General features: G+C 75.5%; 17 protein-coding genes. 9 read left to right on the forward strand and 8 right to left on the reverse strand.

The window, feature by feature from the left end:
• Nucleotides 1–7 precede the first annotated feature (7 nt).
• The 3 genes from ABD361_RS18170 to ABD361_RS18180 form a co-directional block, all read right to left on the reverse strand.
• On the reverse strand, nucleotides 8–622 hold the full coding sequence (locus ABD361_RS18170; RefSeq protein WP_344436420.1) for a TetR/AcrR family transcriptional regulator: 615 nt from the start codon (nucleotides 620–622) through the stop codon (nucleotides 8–10).
• A 170-nt stretch (nucleotides 623–792) separates the two neighbouring features.
• A complete protein-coding gene (locus ABD361_RS18175; RefSeq protein WP_344436421.1) occupies nucleotides 793–1689 on the reverse strand; it encodes an undecaprenyl-diphosphate phosphatase in 897 nt (298 codons plus the stop codon).
• A 152-nt stretch (nucleotides 1690–1841) separates the two neighbouring features.
• Nucleotides 1842–2579, reverse strand: a complete 738-nt coding sequence (locus tag ABD361_RS18180) for a TVP38/TMEM64 family protein (protein WP_344436422.1) — start codon at nucleotides 2577–2579, stop codon at nucleotides 1842–1844.
• Between the two features lie 119 nt (nucleotides 2580–2698).
• Here ABD361_RS18180 and ABD361_RS18185 point away from each other — a divergent pair, with 119 nt between their 5' ends.
• On the forward strand, nucleotides 2699–3769 hold the full coding sequence (locus ABD361_RS18185; RefSeq protein WP_344436423.1) for a GTP-binding protein: 1071 nt from the start codon (nucleotides 2699–2701) through the stop codon (nucleotides 3767–3769).
• Nucleotides 3770–3773: 4 nt separating this feature from the next.
• The gene (locus ABD361_RS18190; RefSeq protein ID WP_344436424.1) at nucleotides 3774–4619 is read left to right on the forward strand and encodes a spermidine synthase; all 846 of its coding nucleotides are present in this window, start codon (nucleotides 3774–3776) and stop codon (nucleotides 4617–4619) included.
• A 12-nt stretch (nucleotides 4620–4631) separates the two neighbouring features.
• On the opposite strand, the gene ABD361_RS18195 is transcribed toward ABD361_RS18190, so the two are convergent.
• Nucleotides 4632–5654 carry a DUF8017 domain-containing protein gene (locus tag ABD361_RS18195; RefSeq protein ID WP_344436425.1) on the reverse strand — a complete coding sequence of 341 codons (1023 nt, stop codon included), beginning with the start codon at nucleotides 5652–5654 and terminating at the stop codon, nucleotides 4632–4634.
• Between the two features lie 86 nt (nucleotides 5655–5740).
• Between ABD361_RS18195 and ABD361_RS18200 the strand changes: the two genes are divergently transcribed.
• From ABD361_RS18200 to ABD361_RS18210, 3 genes are all read left to right on the forward strand, one after another.
• Nucleotides 5741–6193, forward strand: a complete 453-nt coding sequence (locus ABD361_RS18200; protein WP_344436427.1) for a DUF4442 domain-containing protein — start codon at nucleotides 5741–5743, stop codon at nucleotides 6191–6193.
• 115 nt (nucleotides 6194–6308) lie between these two features.
• Nucleotides 6309–6965 (forward strand): DedA family protein, encoded by a 657-nt coding sequence (locus tag ABD361_RS18205; protein ID WP_344436428.1) that lies wholly within the window; start codon nucleotides 6309–6311, stop codon nucleotides 6963–6965.
• A 213-nt stretch (nucleotides 6966–7178) separates the two neighbouring features.
• Nucleotides 7179–7709: a gamma carbonic anhydrase family protein gene (locus tag ABD361_RS18210; protein WP_344436454.1), complete on the forward strand. Its 531-nt coding sequence runs from the start codon at nucleotides 7179–7181 to the stop codon at nucleotides 7707–7709.
• Nucleotides 7710–7714: 5 nt separating this feature from the next.
• On the opposite strand, the gene ABD361_RS18215 is transcribed toward ABD361_RS18210, so the two are convergent.
• The gene (locus ABD361_RS18215; RefSeq protein ID WP_344436429.1) at nucleotides 7715–9313 is read right to left on the reverse strand and encodes an FAD-dependent monooxygenase; all 1599 of its coding nucleotides are present in this window, start codon (nucleotides 9311–9313) and stop codon (nucleotides 7715–7717) included.
• Nucleotides 9314–9368: 55 nt separating this feature from the next.
• The gene (locus ABD361_RS18220; protein WP_344436431.1) at nucleotides 9369–10235 is read right to left on the reverse strand and encodes an EamA family transporter; all 867 of its coding nucleotides are present in this window, start codon (nucleotides 10233–10235) and stop codon (nucleotides 9369–9371) included.
• A gap of 109 nt (nucleotides 10236–10344) precedes the next feature.
• Between ABD361_RS18220 and ABD361_RS18225 the strand changes: the two genes are divergently transcribed.
• Entirely contained in the window at nucleotides 10345–10917 is a 573-nt protein-coding gene (locus ABD361_RS18225) for a helix-turn-helix domain-containing protein (protein WP_344436432.1), read from the forward strand.
• 28 nt (nucleotides 10918–10945) lie between these two features.
• Here ABD361_RS18225 and ABD361_RS18230 read toward each other — a convergent pair whose 3' ends face one another.
• Together ABD361_RS18230 and ABD361_RS18235 are read right to left on the reverse strand one after the other, a co-directional pair.
• A complete protein-coding gene (locus tag ABD361_RS18230; protein ID WP_344436433.1) occupies nucleotides 10946–11440 on the reverse strand; it encodes a GNAT family N-acetyltransferase in 495 nt (164 codons plus the stop codon).
• 34 nt (nucleotides 11441–11474) lie between these two features.
• A complete protein-coding gene (locus ABD361_RS18235; RefSeq protein WP_344436435.1) occupies nucleotides 11475–11951 on the reverse strand; it encodes a CoA-binding protein in 477 nt (158 codons plus the stop codon).
• 64 nt (nucleotides 11952–12015) lie between these two features.
• Here ABD361_RS18235 and ABD361_RS18240 point away from each other — a divergent pair, with 64 nt between their 5' ends.
• From ABD361_RS18240 to ABD361_RS30700, 3 genes are all read left to right on the forward strand, one after another.
• Complete coding sequence (locus ABD361_RS18240; protein ID WP_344436436.1) at nucleotides 12016–12642, forward strand: YigZ family protein; 627 nt, start codon at nucleotides 12016–12018, stop codon at nucleotides 12640–12642.
• Nucleotides 12643–12742: 100 nt separating this feature from the next.
• Complete coding sequence (locus tag ABD361_RS18245) at nucleotides 12743–13909, forward strand: exonuclease SbcCD subunit D (RefSeq protein WP_344436437.1); 1167 nt, start codon at nucleotides 12743–12745, stop codon at nucleotides 13907–13909.
• A partial coding sequence (locus ABD361_RS30700) for an AAA family ATPase (protein ID WP_425583248.1) occupies nucleotides 13906–16395 on the forward strand: 2490 nt, incomplete at its 3' end. The genes ABD361_RS18245 and ABD361_RS30700, both read left to right, overlap by 4 nt.

Raw genomic sequence — 16395 nt, forward strand, 5'->3', positions numbered from 1 at the left:
GGAGTGTTCACACCCCTGTCGGCGGCGGGTCGCCGGGCGGGAAGCCGAGCTCCCACGGCAGGCCGTAGCGCTGGAAGAGCTCGACGCGCAGCCGGTCGGTGGGCATCGGCATGCCCGGCACCAGGACCGCCACCACCGCGCCCATCATCAGGGCCCGCAGCATCCGGTAGTCGGCCTCGGGGTCGGCGGAGCCGAACTCGGCCATCGTCTCCTGCAGCAGGAAGGCCAGGCGCTGCTGGTCGGGGCAGCGGATGAAGGTCTCCGTCATCAGGATGTTGGCCATGTGCTGGCGCATCAGCCGCGGATGCTTGCGCGTGAGGTCGAGGATCGCGTCGATGGCCCGGGCGAGCTGCTCCCGCCCGTCCCTCGGCAGGGGAGTGCGCGCGTAGTAGGCGTCTATCTCCAGGTGCATCAGCCGGTGCACGGCCGACTGCAGCAGCTGGCGCTTGCCCGGGAAGTAGTACGAGATCAGCCCGCGCGCCGCGCCGGCGCGGTCCGCGACGTCCCCGAGGGTCGTCTCCTCGAAGCCGCGCTCGTCGACCAGCTCGGCGGTGGCCTGCAGCAGCCGTTCGCGCGATCGCCGGCGCAACTCCTCGTTCACCGCTGGGCTGCGCGGGCACATGCACGTAACTCCTGTGTTGGCTGGCTCCCAGCCAGTATACTTGGCGCTGCGTCACGTTGTCCCCTGTGCTGCACGGGGGACGGCTGCGCCGCCGGCGCCGGGTCATGCGGGGGATGATCCGGCGCCGGCGGCATTTTTGACGATCCGTCAAGGGGAGCAGTGGCTGCGGGTCAGCCGGCGGAGCCGCCCGCGTGCGGGCCGAGGACGCCCGCCCCGACGAGGGCGAAGAGCAACAGGCCCAGCAGGATGCGGTAGACGACGAACGGCAGGAAGCTCCTGCTGGAGATGAACCGCATGAACCACGCGATGACGGCATAGCCGACCACGAAGGCCACCACCGTGGCCAGGGCCGTCGGCCCCCACGCCGTGTGCCCCTCGCCCGCGTCCTTCAGCTCGAACAGGCCGGAGGCCAGCACCGCCGGGATCGCCAGCAGGAACGAGTAACGGGCCGCGGCCTCACGGGAGTAGCCCAGGAACAGGCCGCCGCTGATCGTCGCGCCCGAGCGCGAGACCCCGGGTATCAGGGCCATGGCCTGGCACAGGCCGAAGACCAGCCCGTCCCTGGTGTCGAGTTCGGCCAGCCCCTTGCGCCGCCGCACCGCCCGGTGCCGGCCGCCGGCCCGCTCGGGCGCGCCCGGGCGGTGCCCGTCGCGCGCTGCCAGGCGGTCCGCCGCGCCCAGCACGACGCCCATCACCACCAGGGTCGTCGCGATCAGCCGCAGGTCCCGGAAGGGGCCCTCGATCGCGTCCTTGAGCAGCAGGCCCAGCACGCCGATCGGCAGCGAGCCCACGATCACCAGCCAGCCCGTCCGGGCGTCCTGGTCGCGGCGCATCGCCGGATCGCGCAGCGAGCGCAGCCACGCCGCGAGGATGCGGCCGATGTCCCGGCGGAAGTACAGGATCACCGCGGCCTCCGTGCCGATCTGCGTGACCGCGGTGAAGGCCGCCCCCGGATCCGGCCAGTGCGCGAACGCCGCGGTCGGCCGCAGATGGGCGCTGGAGGAGACGGGCAGGAACTCGGTGAGGCCCTGGACGAGCCCGAGAAGGAAGGATTCGAACCAGCTCATGAACCTCGCGCCCACCCCAGCATCCTCGACCGGGCATGATCCGCCGCCGGTCCACCGGCCGGTACGCTCTCACGGATCCGCGAACGTCTTTACGCAATACGGGCTGGTGTGCGAAGAGTTCATGGGCCGTACCGGCGGGGTACGACGGTGGTTCACCCCGCGCCGCGCTCGGCGCGGCGGCGGGCCAGGGCGGCCCGCAGCGTACGCGGCCGGCGCCGCCAGGCCACCGCGGCGGCCGCCGCGCCCGTGACCGCGATGAAGCCCGTCGCGGCCAGGAACACCGGCGAGGTGGGCGAGGTGGCGTGGCTCCCGGCGACGACGTAGGCCGCCGTGTTCGGGACGCTGCCCACCGCCGTCGCCAGCAGGAACGGCAGCCAGCCCATGCGCGAGACGGACGCGAGGTAGTTCATGGCCGCGAACGGCAGCCCGGGCAGCAGCCGCAGCGCCAGCATCGAGCGGAAACCGTGCCGGCTCAGCTGCCGGTCGGCGGCGCGCAGCCACTTGCCCCGCAACAGCGGACGCAGCGCCTCCTGCCCCAGCAGCCGGCCCGCCCCGAACGACAGGGCCGAGCCCAGCACCGTCCCCACCAGCGCCGCCGCCGTGCCCACCGGGCCGCCGAAGAGGGCGCCCGCCGCCACGTTCAGCACCGGACGCGGCACGAACGCCGCCGTGCACAGCCCGTACGCCACGGCGAACAGCACCGGGGCCGCGCCGCCCGACAGCCGGGCCGGCCAGCCGTCGGCCAGTATCCGCTCCGGACGGCACAGCAGCACGGCCGCGACCGCACCCCCGAGCAGCACGACGAGCAGCCCCAGCCGGAACCAGGGGGACAGCAACGCACGGACGCAGCGCTCGGCGGGCCCGGGGGACGGCACTGCGGTATCGAGCATCGAAGGAGCGTAACCGACGCCCGCCGCCCCGGGCGGCGAAAACCGTTCGACGGGCCGCAGCCGGTGCGCGAGCATCGAGGCGGTGCGAGGCGCCGGGGCACCGCGCACCGGAAGGAGCCATGCCCGAACCGGCCTACGCCCGCACCAAACCGCACCTCACCATCGCAACCCTCGGCCACCGCGGTCACGGCAAGACCACGCTCACCGCTGCCCTCGCCCACCTGCACGGCGCCCCCGTGCCCGCCGGCGCGCCGTACGTGGAGTACGAGACGGGCACCCGCCACTACGCCCACGCCGACCTGCCCGGCCGGCCCCGCCGCCTGCCTGCCCTGATCGCCGGCCTGTGGGGGCTCGACGGCGCGCTCCTGGTCGTCTCGGCGCACGACGGCGTCACGCCGTCCACCGCCGAGCACCTGCTGCTGGCCCGCACCGCCGGCGTCCACCACGTCGTCGTCGCCCTCACCCGGGCCGCGAGCGCCGGGCCCGCCCGCAGCGCCCGCGCCGAAGCGGGGGTGCGCGAGCTGCTCACCGCCCACGGGGGCGGGCACGTCCCCGTCGTGCGGACCGACGCGCGGGCCGCCCTGGCCGGCGACCCGCGCTGGCGCGCGGCGCTGGAGGCGCTGGCCGACGCCGTCGACACGTATGTGCCCACGCCGGTGCGGTACGCCGACGCGCCCTTCCTGCTCCCGCTCTCCCACGTGCGCCACTTGCCCGGCGGCGCGACGGCCGTCGGCGGCACCGTCGAACGCGGCACGCTGCGGCCGGGGGAGCGCGTGGAGCTGCCCGGCGCGAGGGCGAGTGCCACCGCCGCGGAGCTGCGCACCTTCGGCCGCCTCATGGACGGCGCCGAGCCCGGTGACAGGCTCACCCTGCTGCTGACCGGTCCCGGCGCGCGGGCGGCGCTGCGCGGCGACGTGGTGGCCGCCCCGGGCAGCATCACCTCGCTGCGGCGCTTCCGCGCGCACGTGGCGTTGTCCGCCGGCGTCCGCGCCGGGCAGGCGCTCCGCTTCCACCTGCGCACCGCCGAGGCGGCCGGCACGCTCGCGCAGCCGCCCGGGGCGGCCGTCGCGACCGTCGAGCTCGACCGGGCCGTGGCCCTCACCCGCGGCCTGCCCTTCGCCGTGCGCCGGGACGGACGCACGGTGGGCACCGGGGTGGTCACCGGCCCCTTGCCGGCTGGGGGACAATGAACGGATGGCCGAACCCGTACCCGTGACCCGCGACGTCGACCTGGGCACCGCCAAGCTGCTGCCCGACGTGGACCGGGACCGGGCCTGGCTGCTGACCATGGACGGCGCGCCCCAGTCGTACGTCGATCTCGACGAGCCCACCCACCTGGAGTTCGAGTACGCCCGGCGGGTCGCCCACGTCCTCGACGCCGTCGCCGCCCCGGGCCTGCCGCTCGACGTGCTGCACCTGGGCGGCGGCGCCCTGACGCTGCCCCGTTACACCGCCGCCACCCGCCCCGGCTCCCGCCAGCGCGTGATCGAGGCGGACCGCGGCCTGATCGACCTCGTCGCCGAGCACCTCCCGCTGCCGGCCGGCAGCGGGATCGAGGTGTGCGCCGGCGATGCCCGGGCGGCGCTGGAGGCGGCCCCGGCCGGCTCCGCCGACGTCGTCGTCGCCGACGTCTTCGGCGGCTCGCGGGTGCCCGCGCACCTGACCTCGGTCGAGTACGCGCGCGCCGCCGCCCGGGTGCTGCGCCCGGGCGGCCACTACGTGGCCAACCTCGCCGACGGGGCGCCGTTCGCCTTCCTGCGCTCCCAGGCCGCCACCTTCGCGGCGGTCTTCCCGCACCTGTGCCTGATCGCCGAGGCGCCGATGCTGCGCGGGCGGCGCTTCGGCAACGCCGTGCTCGTCGCCGCCCGCACCGAGCTGCCGGTGGCGGCCCTCTCCCGCCGGGCCGCCGCCGACGCCTTCCCGGCGCGGGTGGAGCACGGGACGGCGCTCGAACGTTTCGCCGCGGACGCGCACCCGGTCACCGACGCAGCGGCGACCGCCTCGCCGGAGCCACCGGGCGGCACGTTCACCGTCGGCTGAGCGGGCCGGCCGTCAGGACGAGGTCAGCGGCCGCAGCGTGCTCATGATCTTCTTGATGGTGTCGTCGGGCACCTCGTTGTCCTTGCCCTTGACGCCGGAGAAGATCCACGTCTGGAAGTCGCCGTTGGCGTCCTTGTAGGCCACCGAGAACGCCTTGCCGTCACTGGAGCACTTGTTGCCCTTGGGCACGTTGTTGGCGGACGTGGTGGCGGTGAAGCCCGTGATGCCGTGGTCGCTCGTGAACGGCTGTGCCTTGCCGATGTCGAACTTGCCCTTCTTCTCCTGGTCGAACATCGCCCAGGCCCAGCTGGCGGCGGAGTTCTCGGCGGCCTCCTGCAGGTCCTTGGCGCCGTTGGCGCCCTTGGCCCCGGCGATGCCGGCGGAGTACGTCTCGTCGTAGCCCTTGTCGTTCTTCACGACGCACTGCTCGCGCTGGAAGTAGGCCGGCGAGGACATCGCCTCGGCCAGCTTGCCCTCCTTCTGGCCCGCCTCCGAGGTGTCGGGGATGGTCACGCCCGAACCCGTCGTGGCGACGTCCCAGTCGGCGGGTACGTCGAAGGCCACATGGCGCTTGGGGTTGACGACGACCTTCCAGCCGGCGATCACCGGCTTGGCGTCGCTGCCGCCCGCCCGCGGGTTGTTGCCGGGCGCCGCGCTGGACGGAGCCGCGGAGGGGGCGCTCGCCGAGGGCGAGGCGTCCTTCGCGGCCGGCACCGGGTCCTTGCCCTTGTCGTCGTCCTTCAGGACGACCACTCCGGTGATCACGGCCGCGGCGACCACCGCCACCGCCGCGCCGATCGCGATCACCGCCGTGCGCTTGTTGCGGCCGTCCGGCGGGGGAGCGGCCGGCCCGCCCGGCGCCGGCCACTGCGGGACGGTGGGCTGGGCGTACGGGTTGGGCTGGGGAGGGCCCGCGTGCGGGGGTGCGGGCTGCTGGTAGGGGTTGGGATATCCGTACCCGGGCTGCTGGTACGGATTGCCCTGGGAATCCTGCGGGTTCTGCGCTCCGCCGGGCTGCTGCTGTCCTGGCCACATGGCCGACAACCATATAGATGGCCCGGGAACCCCGGGTAACCGGCGGCCCCTTCCCCACCAGGCTACTGACTGGTAACTTTCGCGGCATGTCACAGAGCCCCACTTCGACCGGCGATCTCCTCGCGGCCACCGTGCCCATGGTCCGCACCCTGAACCTGGAGTTCGAGGAGACCGGCGCCGAGCGCGCCGTGCTGCGCCTGCCCGACCAGCCCGCGTACCACAACCACGTCGGCGGCCCGCACGCCGGCGCCATGTTCACCCTCGCCGAGTCCGCCAGCGGCGCCATCGTGCTCGCCGCCTTCGGCGACCAGCTCGGGCGGGCCACGCCGCTGGCCGTGCGCTCCGAGATCGCCTACAAGAAGCTCGCCATGGGCTCGGTCACCGCCACCGCCGAGCTCGGCCGCCCCGCCGCCGAGATCCTCGCCGAGCTCGACGCCGGACAGCGCCCCGAGTTCCCCGTGCGCGTCTCCATCACGCGCGAGGACGGCGCGGAGACCGGCGAGATGACCATCTGGTGGACCCTGCGCCCGAACAAGTAGCCGCTGCGGCTCAACCGCGCGGGCGCTGGGGGAGTCCTCCCTCAAGTAGGCTTCCCGGCGTGCGCCCCGCGGCGCACGCCGGGAAGCAGGTCGTCGTACGGGGAAGGAACCGGCGTTGCACATCCAGGAGTGGCTCGAGACAGTACCGGCGGTCGCCGTCTACCTCATGGTGGGCGGAGTCATCGGGCTGGAGAGCCTGGGCATCCCGCTCCCCGGCGAGATCGTGCTCGTCAGCGCCACGCTGCTGGCCGCGTCCCAGGACCACATCAACCCCTACGTCCTGGGTGCCTGTGCCGTCGCGGGCGCCATCGTCGGCGACTCGATCGGCTACCTGATCGGCCGCAAGGGCGGCAAGCCGCTGCTGGAGTGGCTCGGCCGCAAGTTCCCCAAGCACTTCGGGCCCCACCACGTGGCCACCGCCGAGCGGTCCTTCCACAAGTGGGGCATGTGGGCCGTCTTCGTGGGCCGCTTCATCGCCCTGCTGCGCATCTTCGCCGGCCCGCTGGCCGGTGTGCTGAAGATGCCGTACTGGAAGTTCCTCATCGCCAACGTCCTCGGCGGCATCGTCTGGGCCGGCGGCACGGTCGCGCTGATCTACACCGTCGGCAAGGTCGCCGAGGAGTGGATCGGGAAGTTCTCCTGGCTCGGCCTGGTGGCCGCGCTCCTCTTCGGCCTGGGCTCGTTCGTCGTGATGCGCATCCGCGCCAAGAAGGCTGCGGCGTCCCAGGAGGCCGCGCAGCCCGCCGAGGCCGAGGCGGTCGCCGCCGAGTGACGGCCCACCGGCCGCGTACGACGAGGGCCCCCGGCGCAGTGAGCGCCGGGGGCCCTCGCCGTGCACCCGCCGGCGTACGCCTGTGATCTGCGCCGCACCCTCCGGCGCCCCGGCGCGGCGTCGCATACGGTGCGCAGTGGATCAAGCAGTGGATCAAGCAGCGGATCGAGCAGCGATCACCCGGCGCGGCGGCGAGGAGCGGACATGGCGGACATGACGCAGCAGGCACTGATCAGGGGCGTGGCCGGCAAGGAGCCGCGCGTGGACGCGACCGCGTTCACCGCGCCGACCTCCGTCGTCCTCGGCGACGTCACCCTCGGCCCCGGGGCGAGCGTGTGGTACCACGCGGTGCTGCGCGCCGACTGCGGCCCCGTCGTGCTGGGCGCCGGCAGCAACGTCCAGGACAACTGCACCGTCCACGTCGACCCCGGCTTTCCCGTCACCGTGGGCGAGCGCGTGACGGTCGGGCACAACGCCGTCCTGCACGGCTGCACGGTGGAGGACGACGTGCTGATCGGCATGGGGGCGACCGTCCTCAACGGCGCCCGCATCGGGGCCGGTTCGCTGGTCGCCGCGCAGGCGCTCGTGCCGCAGGGCATGCAGGTGCCGCCGGGTTCGCTGGTCGCGGGCGTGCCGGCCAAGGTCCGGCGGGAGCTGACCGAGGAGGAGCGCGCGCACATCCGCCTCAACGCCGAGATGTACACGGGCCTGGCCGCCGCGCACCGCGAGGCCATGGAGGGCTGAGCGCGTCAGGGCGCCGTCACGCCGGTGAGGCGGGACAGGGCCTGCCGGAGGGCTGTGTTCCGCTCGGGGCCCTCGCGCCAACGGGCGCCGATGTGGCCGTCGGGCCGGACGAGCAGGGCGCCGTGCGGACCGAGGTCGCAGGGGCCGGTGTGCTCGCCGGCGAGCGCCTCGACGCGCAGCGGCCACGGTCCGGCGGCGGGCTGCGCCCACAGGGCGGGGTCCGGGGTGAACAGGGTGAACCACGGGCCGCAGGCGTCGAGCGTGGAGCGGCCGGGTGCGAGCCACAGGTGCGGCATGCGGTGGCCGGGGTGCGGGGTGGGGACGTAGGCGGTGCCGGTGCCGGGCGGCTCGGGCGGGGCGTCGGCGCCGGGCAGGACCGCGCCGGAGCGGTAGGCGACGCCGAGCACGAGCCCGAGCTGGGCGAAGTACTCCTGCGACCAGGGCAGTTCCACCCGGTCCGGGGCCGGCTCGCCCCGCCGGAGCTGCTCGGCGCGCCGGTTCTGCACGTCGACCAGGAGCCGGGTGTTGGCCACCGTCCGCTGCAGGGTCCGGTGGGCGACGGGTTCCCGTTCCTGCCCGTAGGTCTCCAGCAGGGCCGGGCCGGCCCATCCGTGGACGGCGCCCGCCAGTTTCCAGCACAGGTTGTGCACGTCGGCGAGGCCGGTGTTCATGCCCAGGCCGCCGACGATCGGCATCGCGTGCGCGGCGTCGCCGGCCAGCAGGACGCGGCCGTGGCCGAAGCGGTCGGCGACGAACGCGTTCATCACCCAGTGCTGCACCCGCACCACCTCGGCCCGCACCCCCGCGCGGGGGCCCAGCGCCTGCGAGACGAGGCCGGGCCAGTCGGCGCCCCCGGCGTCCTCGGGCGTGGGGGCGAACCAGGCCCAGCCGCCCTCGGGGTGGAGGGGGGCGAACATGCCGTGCGCGGTGAAGTACACCCCGGCGGGCCGGCCGGCGCACCAGCGGTCGAGGTCGGCGTCGAACACGACCGTGGTGAAGTGCCCCAGCGCCCCGGGGCCGGTGGTGCCGGTGCCCAGCAACTGCCGGACGGTGGAGCGCGCGCCGTCCGCCGCCAGGACGTACCGGGCCCGCACCCGCGTCCCGCCGCCGCACCGGTGGTCGGCGAGAGCGGCCACGACGCCGCCGTCGTCCCCGCTCAGGCCGGTGAGCTCGACCCCGAACCGCACGGGCGCGTCCGCCGCGGCGAGCAGGACGGGCTCCAGCCGGTCCTGCGAGGTGACGACGCCCCGCACGGGGCTCTCGGGCACGGGAGCGTCGATGCCGACCATGGCCGCGGTGGCGAAGTCGCGGCCGTCCAGGGTGTCCCGGAAGCGGATGCGGCCGTACTCCGGCGGGAAGGCCCTTTCCGTGATCGCCGCGGCGAGCCCGAGGTGGCGGTAGATCTCCATCGAGCGCACGTTGACCAGCCGGGAGCGGGGGAACGGCGAGAGCGCGTCCCGCTTTTCCACGAGCAGCGTCCGTACGCCCCAGCGCTCCAGCAGTACGCGGGCGGTGAGCCCGACCGGGCCGCCGCCCACGATGAGTACGGCCGTCTCGGGCTCCTCGCGCCCGGGATCGCCGCCGGGGCCGGTCCGACCCGTCATGGGATCACTGTGGCGCCGCCGCCGGCCGGGCGCAACGGAAGCGGGCGGGCCGGTGTCAGCCCGTCGCGAGGAGCACCGTGCCCACCAGGGCCAGGCCCGCGCCCGCGGCCTGCACCGTGCGCAGCCGCTCGCTGAGGAAGCCGCGCGCGGCCAGGGCGGTGACGACCGGGTAGAGCGAGGCCAGCACGGCCGCGACGGTCACGGGCCCGCTGTGCGCGGCGATGCTGTAGGTGCCGTTGGCGGCCACGTCGGCCAGCCCCACGAAGGCCAGGGCGGGCAGCGCCGCGCGCAGTGCGCTCCGGCCGCCTTCGGGCAGGGCGGGGGAGCCGCGGCGCACGGAGGCGTACAGGGCGCCGGCGCCGACGACCACGTTGCACAGGCGCTGGACGAACAGGGCGAGGAAGAGGCCCGTCAGGTTGTGCGAGGCCTCGGCGATCAGGGCCATCACGGAGCCGAAGCCGAAGGCGGCGACGAGGGTGAGCACGAGGGTCTGCCGCTGGACGGGCGCTCCGCCGAGGCCGGGGCCGCTGGCGAGGACGACGCCGGCGACCGCCACCACGATGCCCGCGAGCTGCAGGAGGCCGGGCCGCTCGCCGAGGACCAGGCCCACGCCCACGGGGACGGCGACGCCGCCGAGCGCGCCGAGGGGGGAGACCACGCCCATGGGGCCCAGCGCCAGGGCCCGGTAGAAGGCGAGCATGGCGGCGGGGCCGACCACGCCGGCCGCGACCGCGTACCACAGCTGCGGTCCGGCCTCGGCCCAGCCGCCGGTCCCCACCACGATCGTGCCCAGCGCGACGACGGCGAGCAGCTGCGAGACCAGGACCACGGTCAGCGCGGGCATGCGCCGGGTCAGCAGCCCTCCGCCGAAGTCGGCCAGCCCCCACATCAGGCTGGTGAGCAGGGCGAAGACCGGTGTCATGGGGAAGACCTCGCAGTACAGTGTGATGAACGGTGGCGTCCACGACACCGTAGTGCATGAGACTGAACTTCTTGAAACATTATTTTCGACGGGATGAACGGGACGGATCGTGACGGACCTCGACCAGCTCACGCAATCGCTCGCCCGCAACCTCAAACACTGGCGCGCCGAGCGGCACTTCACGCTCGACGCCCTCGCCGCCCGCTCGGGCGTCAGCCGCGGCATGATCATCCAGATCGAGCAGGCCCGGACCAACCCCAGCGTCGGCACGACGGTCAAGCTGGCCGACGCCCTCGGCGTGAGCATCACCACCCTCCTCGACTACGAGCAGGGCGCCCGCGTGCGCCTCGTCCCCCGCGAGCAGGCGGTGCGCATGTGGTCCACCGAGGCCGGCAGCCACACCTCCCTGCTCGTGGGCACCGACGCCCGCGGACCGCTGGAGCTGTGGGACTGGCGCATCATGCCTGGCGACAGCAGCGTCTCCGACCCCCACCCGACCGGCACCGTCGAGCTGCTGCGCGTCACCGCGGGCGAGCTGACCCTCGTCGTCGACGGCGAGGAGCACCTCCTGCCGGCCGGCACGTCCGCCACATTCGAGGCCAACGTGCCCCACGTCTACCGCAACGCGGGCACCGAACCGGTCGAGATGACCATGGCCGTCGCCGTCCCGCCCGCCCGCTGACCCCTCCGCGCGGGCGGGCAGGCGCCGCTCACGGCCCGACCGGGCGCCGGGAGACGTCGAGCGACAGGGCGAGCGAGTGCTCGGCGAACCCCAGGCTCCGGTAGAGCGCTTCGGCGTCCGGCGTCGCGTGCAGGTCCACGCGCGTGACGCCCCGCTCGGCGAACCAGCCCAGCAGCGCCTCGGTCGTCGCCCGGGCGTACCCCCGGCCCCGGTACCGCTCGTCCGTGGAGACATTGAAGACGAAACCGAAGCGCCCGGTGGGATGACCGGGCGCCGGCAGCCGCTCCTCCAGCCGCCCCACTGCGCACGCCGCCAGATGCGAGGGCCCCTGCCCCGGGGCGCCGTCCACGACGAAGGCCCCGAGGACCGGATCCGCGGCCGCCAGCTGCTCCCGGGCGATCCGCTCGGCCTCCCGCTCCCACGGACCGGCCGCGTCACGGCCCTTCATCGCTGCGAACATCAGCCGGCGCAACCGTACGATCTCGGCGGCGTCCTCGGGGCCCGCCCGGCGTGTGGTGATCATGAAGGGACGCTAACGCAGGCCCCGGCGGCCGGCGTCACCAGGCGGGCAGTGCACCCCCGGGCCCCTGGCCCGGGGCGCCGGCCTTCTGCCGCCGCGCGGCCCGCAGGCCCAGGGACGGGATCTCGATCGCCGGGCAGCGGTCCATCACCATCAGCAGCCCGGCCGCCCGCGTCCGGTCGTAGGCGTCCTCGTCGACCACCCCGAGCTGGAACCACACGGCCTTCGCGCCGATCGCCACGGCCTCGTCCGCCACCGCGCCCGCCAGCTCCGAGCGCACGAAGACGTCCACCACGTCCACGTCGAAGGGAACCTCCGCCAACGAGGCGTACCCCCGCTCGCCGTGCACCGTCTCCGCCCTGGGGTGCACGGGCACGACGCGCTTGCCGTACTGCTGCAGGATCCCGGCGACCCCGAAGGCCGCACGCCGCTCGTTGGACGAGAGACCGACCACCGCCCAGGTGTCGCCGGTCTCCTCGATGATCTTCCGGATGATTCCCGGTTCTGCGTACATGCCCGCTCAACGACCGCCCGCCGCCCCCCATTCCCGCCCCCGGGCGAGCCTTTAGGCTGGCGGGATGCAGGACGAGTACCGCACGGTGGCGCGCGAGGGCGTGCACGAGATCGAGATCAACAAGTCGCGCTTCCTCTGCGCGCTCGCGCCCGCCGCGACCGAGGAGGAGGCCCAGGCGTTCCTCGCCCGCGTCCGCAAGGAGCACCCCACCGCCCGCCACCACTGCTGGGCCTACGTCCTCGGCGCCGACGGCTCCGTGCAGAAGGCCAGCGACGACGGCGAACCCGGCGGCACCGCCGGCGTGCCCATGCTGCAGATGCTCGTCCGGCGAGAGATGCGCTACGTCGTCGCGGTCGTCACCCGCTACTTCGGCGGCGTCAAGCTCGGCGCCGGCGGCCTGATCCGCGCCTACGGCGGAGTGGTCGGCGAGGCCCTCGACACCCTCGGCACCGTCACCCGCCGCCGCTTCCGGCTCGCCACCGTCACCACCGACCACCAGCGCGCCGGAAAGCTGGAGAACGAACTGCGCGCCACCGGCCGGGACGTGCGCGAGGTCACCTACGGCAGCGAGGTCCGCATCGAGATCGGCCTGCCCGAGGCCGACGTGGCGGACTTCCGTGCCTGGCTCGCCGACACCACCGCCGGCACCGCGCGCCTCGACCTCGGCGGAGAGGCGTACGGCGACGCCTGAGCGATGAGAAACTGAGCCGGGTGAGGAACAGGGTGCCGCGCGGAGCGGACGTGGCACGGGGCGACAACGGAGGAGACGAGATGCGGGCCGGAGCCCTGCGGTGAGGCTGCTGCACACCTCCGACTGGCACCTGGGCCGGTCCTTCCACCGCGTCGGCCTGCTCGGGGCCCAGCGCGCCTTCCTCGACCACCTCGTGCACACCGTGCGCGAACACCACGTCGACGCCGTCCTCGTCGCCGGCGACGTCTACGACCGGGCCGTCCCCCCGCTCGCCGCCGTCGAGCTCTTCGACGAGGCCCTCCACCGCCTCGCCGCCCTGTCCGTGCCCACCGTCATGATCTCCGGCAACCACGACTCCGCCCGCCGCCTCGGCGTCGGCGCCGGCCTCATCGACCGTGCCGGCATACACCTGCGCACCGACCCCGCCACCTGCGCCACCCCCGTCGTCCTGGCCGACGACCACGGCGACGTCGCCTTCTACGGCCTGCCCTACCTCGAACCCGCCCTCGTGCGCGAGCAACTCGGCGCCGGCGGCAGCAGCCACGCCGCCGTGCTCGGCGCCGCCATGGACCGGGTCCGCGCCGACCTCGCCGCCCGGCCCGCCGGCACCCGCTCCGTCGTCCTCGCCCACGCCTTCGTCACCGGCGGCACCCCCAGCGACAGCGAGCGCGACATCACCGTCGGCGGCGTCGCCTCCGTGCCCCCCGAGACCTTCGCCGGCGCCGACTACGTCGCCCTCGGCCACCTGCACGGCTGCCAGACCCTCGACGAGCGCATCCGCTACTCCGGCTCCCCGCTCGCGTACTCCTTCTCCGAGGCCGACCACCGCAAGACCATGTGGCTCGTCGACCTCGGCCCCGCCGGCGGGATCACCGCCGAGCGCGTCGACTGCCCCGTGCCCCGGCCCCTGGCCCGCATCCGCGGCCACCTCGCCGACCTGCTCGCCGACCCCGCCCTCGACGCGCACGAGGACGCCTGGGTCGAGGCCACCCTCACCGACCCCGTGCGACCGGCCGGCCCGATGGCCCGCCTCGCCCGCCGCTTCCCGCACGTCCTCAGCCTGCTGTTCGACCCCGAACGGGCCCCCGGCGACGACGCCCCTGCCTCCTACGCCCAGCGGCTGCGCGGCCGCACCGACCGGCAGATCGCCGAGGACTTCGTGGCCCACGTGCGCGGGCGCGGCCCCGACCACGCCGAACGCGCGGTGCTCACCGCCGCCCTGGACGCCGTACGCACCGAGGAGACCGCCCGCGAGGTGGCCCGGTGAGGCTCCACCAGCTGACGATCACCGCCTTCGGGCCCTTCGGCGGCACCCAGCACATCGACTTCGACGACCTGTCGGCAGCCGGGCTCTTCCTGCTCCACGGCCCCACCGGCGCCGGCAAGACCTCCGTCCTCGACGCGGTCTGCTACGCCCTCTACAACGAGGTCCCCGGCGCCCGGCGGGGCAGCGACCTCGCCCTGCGCAGCGACCACGCCGAATCCGGCACGGCGACCGAGGTCGTGCTGGAGTTCACCGTCGCCGGCCGCCGCCTGGAGGTCACCCGCCGGCCCGAACAGCTCCGGCCCAAGAAGCGCGGCAGCGGCCTGACCAAGGAGAAGGCCTTCAGCGCCCTGCGCGAGAAGCCCGCCGGGGCAGCGGAATGGAAGGGCCTCAGCCGCTCCCACCAGGAGATCGGCGAGGAGATCGGGCAGCTGCTCGGCATGAGCCGCGACCAGTTCTGCCAGGTCGTGCTGCTGCCGCAGGGCGACTTCGCCCGCTTCCTGCGCGCCGAGGACGCCGCCCGCGGCAAGCTGCTGCGCAGCCTCTTCGGCACCGGCCGCTTCCTCGCCGTCGAGGAACACCTCGCCGCACAGCGCCGCGCGGCCGAGACCCGCGTGCGCAGCGGAGACGAGCACCTGCTCGCCCTGGCCCACCGTATGCAACAGGCCGCGGCCGACCCCACGCTCCCCGCGGTGGCCACACCCTCCCCGTCGACGGCCGAGCCGTCTGCCGCCCGACACAGCGGCGGCGCCTCGCCCGCAGGGGGTCCTGGGGGCGGAGCCCCCGGACGGGGCACGGGGCGGAGCCCCGAAGCGGGGGGCTGGGGGCGCAGCCCCCAGGAAACGGTGAAAGTGGGGGCACCTCCCAGCGGTAGCTGGGGGAGGGACCGGGGCACCCCCACCTCCACAGCCACCCGCACCCGGCGCGCCACCGTCCCCGCCCAGGCGGCACGCCCCCACCCCACCGGCACCCTCGCCCCGGGCGAGCACGGGCTCGCCGAGGCCGTGCTCGAATGGGCCGCCCTCGCCCGCAGCAACGCCCGCGAGGCCCTCGCCGTCGCCGACGCCGCCGTACGGGCCGCCGAGGACGCCCACCGCGACGCCCGGCAGCACGCCGAGAACGCGGCGCGCCTCGCGGCAGGTCGGCTCCGCCACGCGGAGGCCGTACGCCGCGGCGAGGCGCTGGCCGCGCGCCGCGACGCGTACGAGGCCGCCCGCGCCCGCCTGGAGCGCGCCGCGGCCGCCGAGTCCGTCGCGCCGGCCCTGGAGCTGCGCGAGAAGGCCGCCGCCGCGCACCGCGCCGCCACCACCGCCGAGGAGCAGGCCCGCGAGGCACTGCCCGCCGCGCACCGCGGCGACGACGCCGGCGAACTGGCCGCCGCCGAGCGCACCCTGCGCGAGGAGCTCGGTGCCCTGTCCGCCGCCCGCCGGGCCGAGGAACGCGCTGCCGCCATTGCCGCGGAAACCGCCGCCCTGCAGGCCGAGGCCCGTGCCGACGAGGACGCACTGGCCGAGGCCGACCAGTGGCTCGCGGTCTGGGAGAGCACCCGCGAGCACCACCGGCAGCGCATCGAGACCGCCCGGGACGCGGTCGGCCTGGCCGAGCGGCTCGCCGGACAGCTCGCCCCGGCCCGCCGCCGCCTGGAGGCCGCCCGCCGCCGCGACGCCCTCGCCCGGCAGACCGAGGAGGCAGAGGCCGGCCTGCCCGCCGTGCGCACCGAGGCCCTCGACGCCCGCGCCCACTGGCTCGACCTGAAGGAGCGCCGCCTGGACGGCATGGCCGCCGAGCTCGCCGCCGGCCTGCGGCCCGGCCGGGCCTGCGCGGTGTGCGGCGCCACCGAGCACCCGGCGCCCGCCCGGGCCGGGGCCGGCCACGTGGACCGGGCGGCCGCGGAGGCGGCCCTGGCCGCCCACCAGCGCGCCGAGGCGCGCCGCGAGGCCGCCGAGGGCCGGCTGCGCGCCCTGCGCCAGGAACTGGCCGCGGCCACGGCCGAGGCCGGTGACGAGCCCGCCGCCGGCCTCGCCGGCGCCCTCGCCGGGCTGGAGGACCGGCACGCCGCCGCCACCCGCGCCTCCCACGACCTGCTGCCCGCCTGCGAGGCGCTGGCCGCGGCCGAGCGCGAGTACGAGCGGCGCCGCGAGGACCGGCAGCAGGCGGGGCTGCGCCTGGCCTCCCGCACCTCCCGCCGCGAGAACCTCGACCGTGAACGGGAGTCGCTGCAGCGGGAACTGGACCGGGCCCGCGGCGGCGAGGCGAGCGTCGCCCACCGGGCCGCCCTGCTGGAGGACCGGCTCGCGGCCCTGGCCGCCGCGGCCGAGGCCGCGCGGCCGGCGGCCCGCACGGCCGCGCGCCCGGCGCGGTTCGCGCCGACGGTGCTCGCCGACGGTCCGTACCCGACCAGGTGCACCCGCCGGTCGCGCACCGCGCGCGTGCCCGCCAGCCGGATACCGCCGCCCCGCTCGGGCTGCGCGAGCCGGGCGGCGGTATCC

Source organism: Streptomyces luteosporeus, from assembly GCF_039532865.1.
Taxonomy (GTDB): Bacteria; Actinomycetota; Actinomycetes; order Streptomycetales; family Streptomycetaceae; genus Streptomyces; species Streptomyces luteosporeus.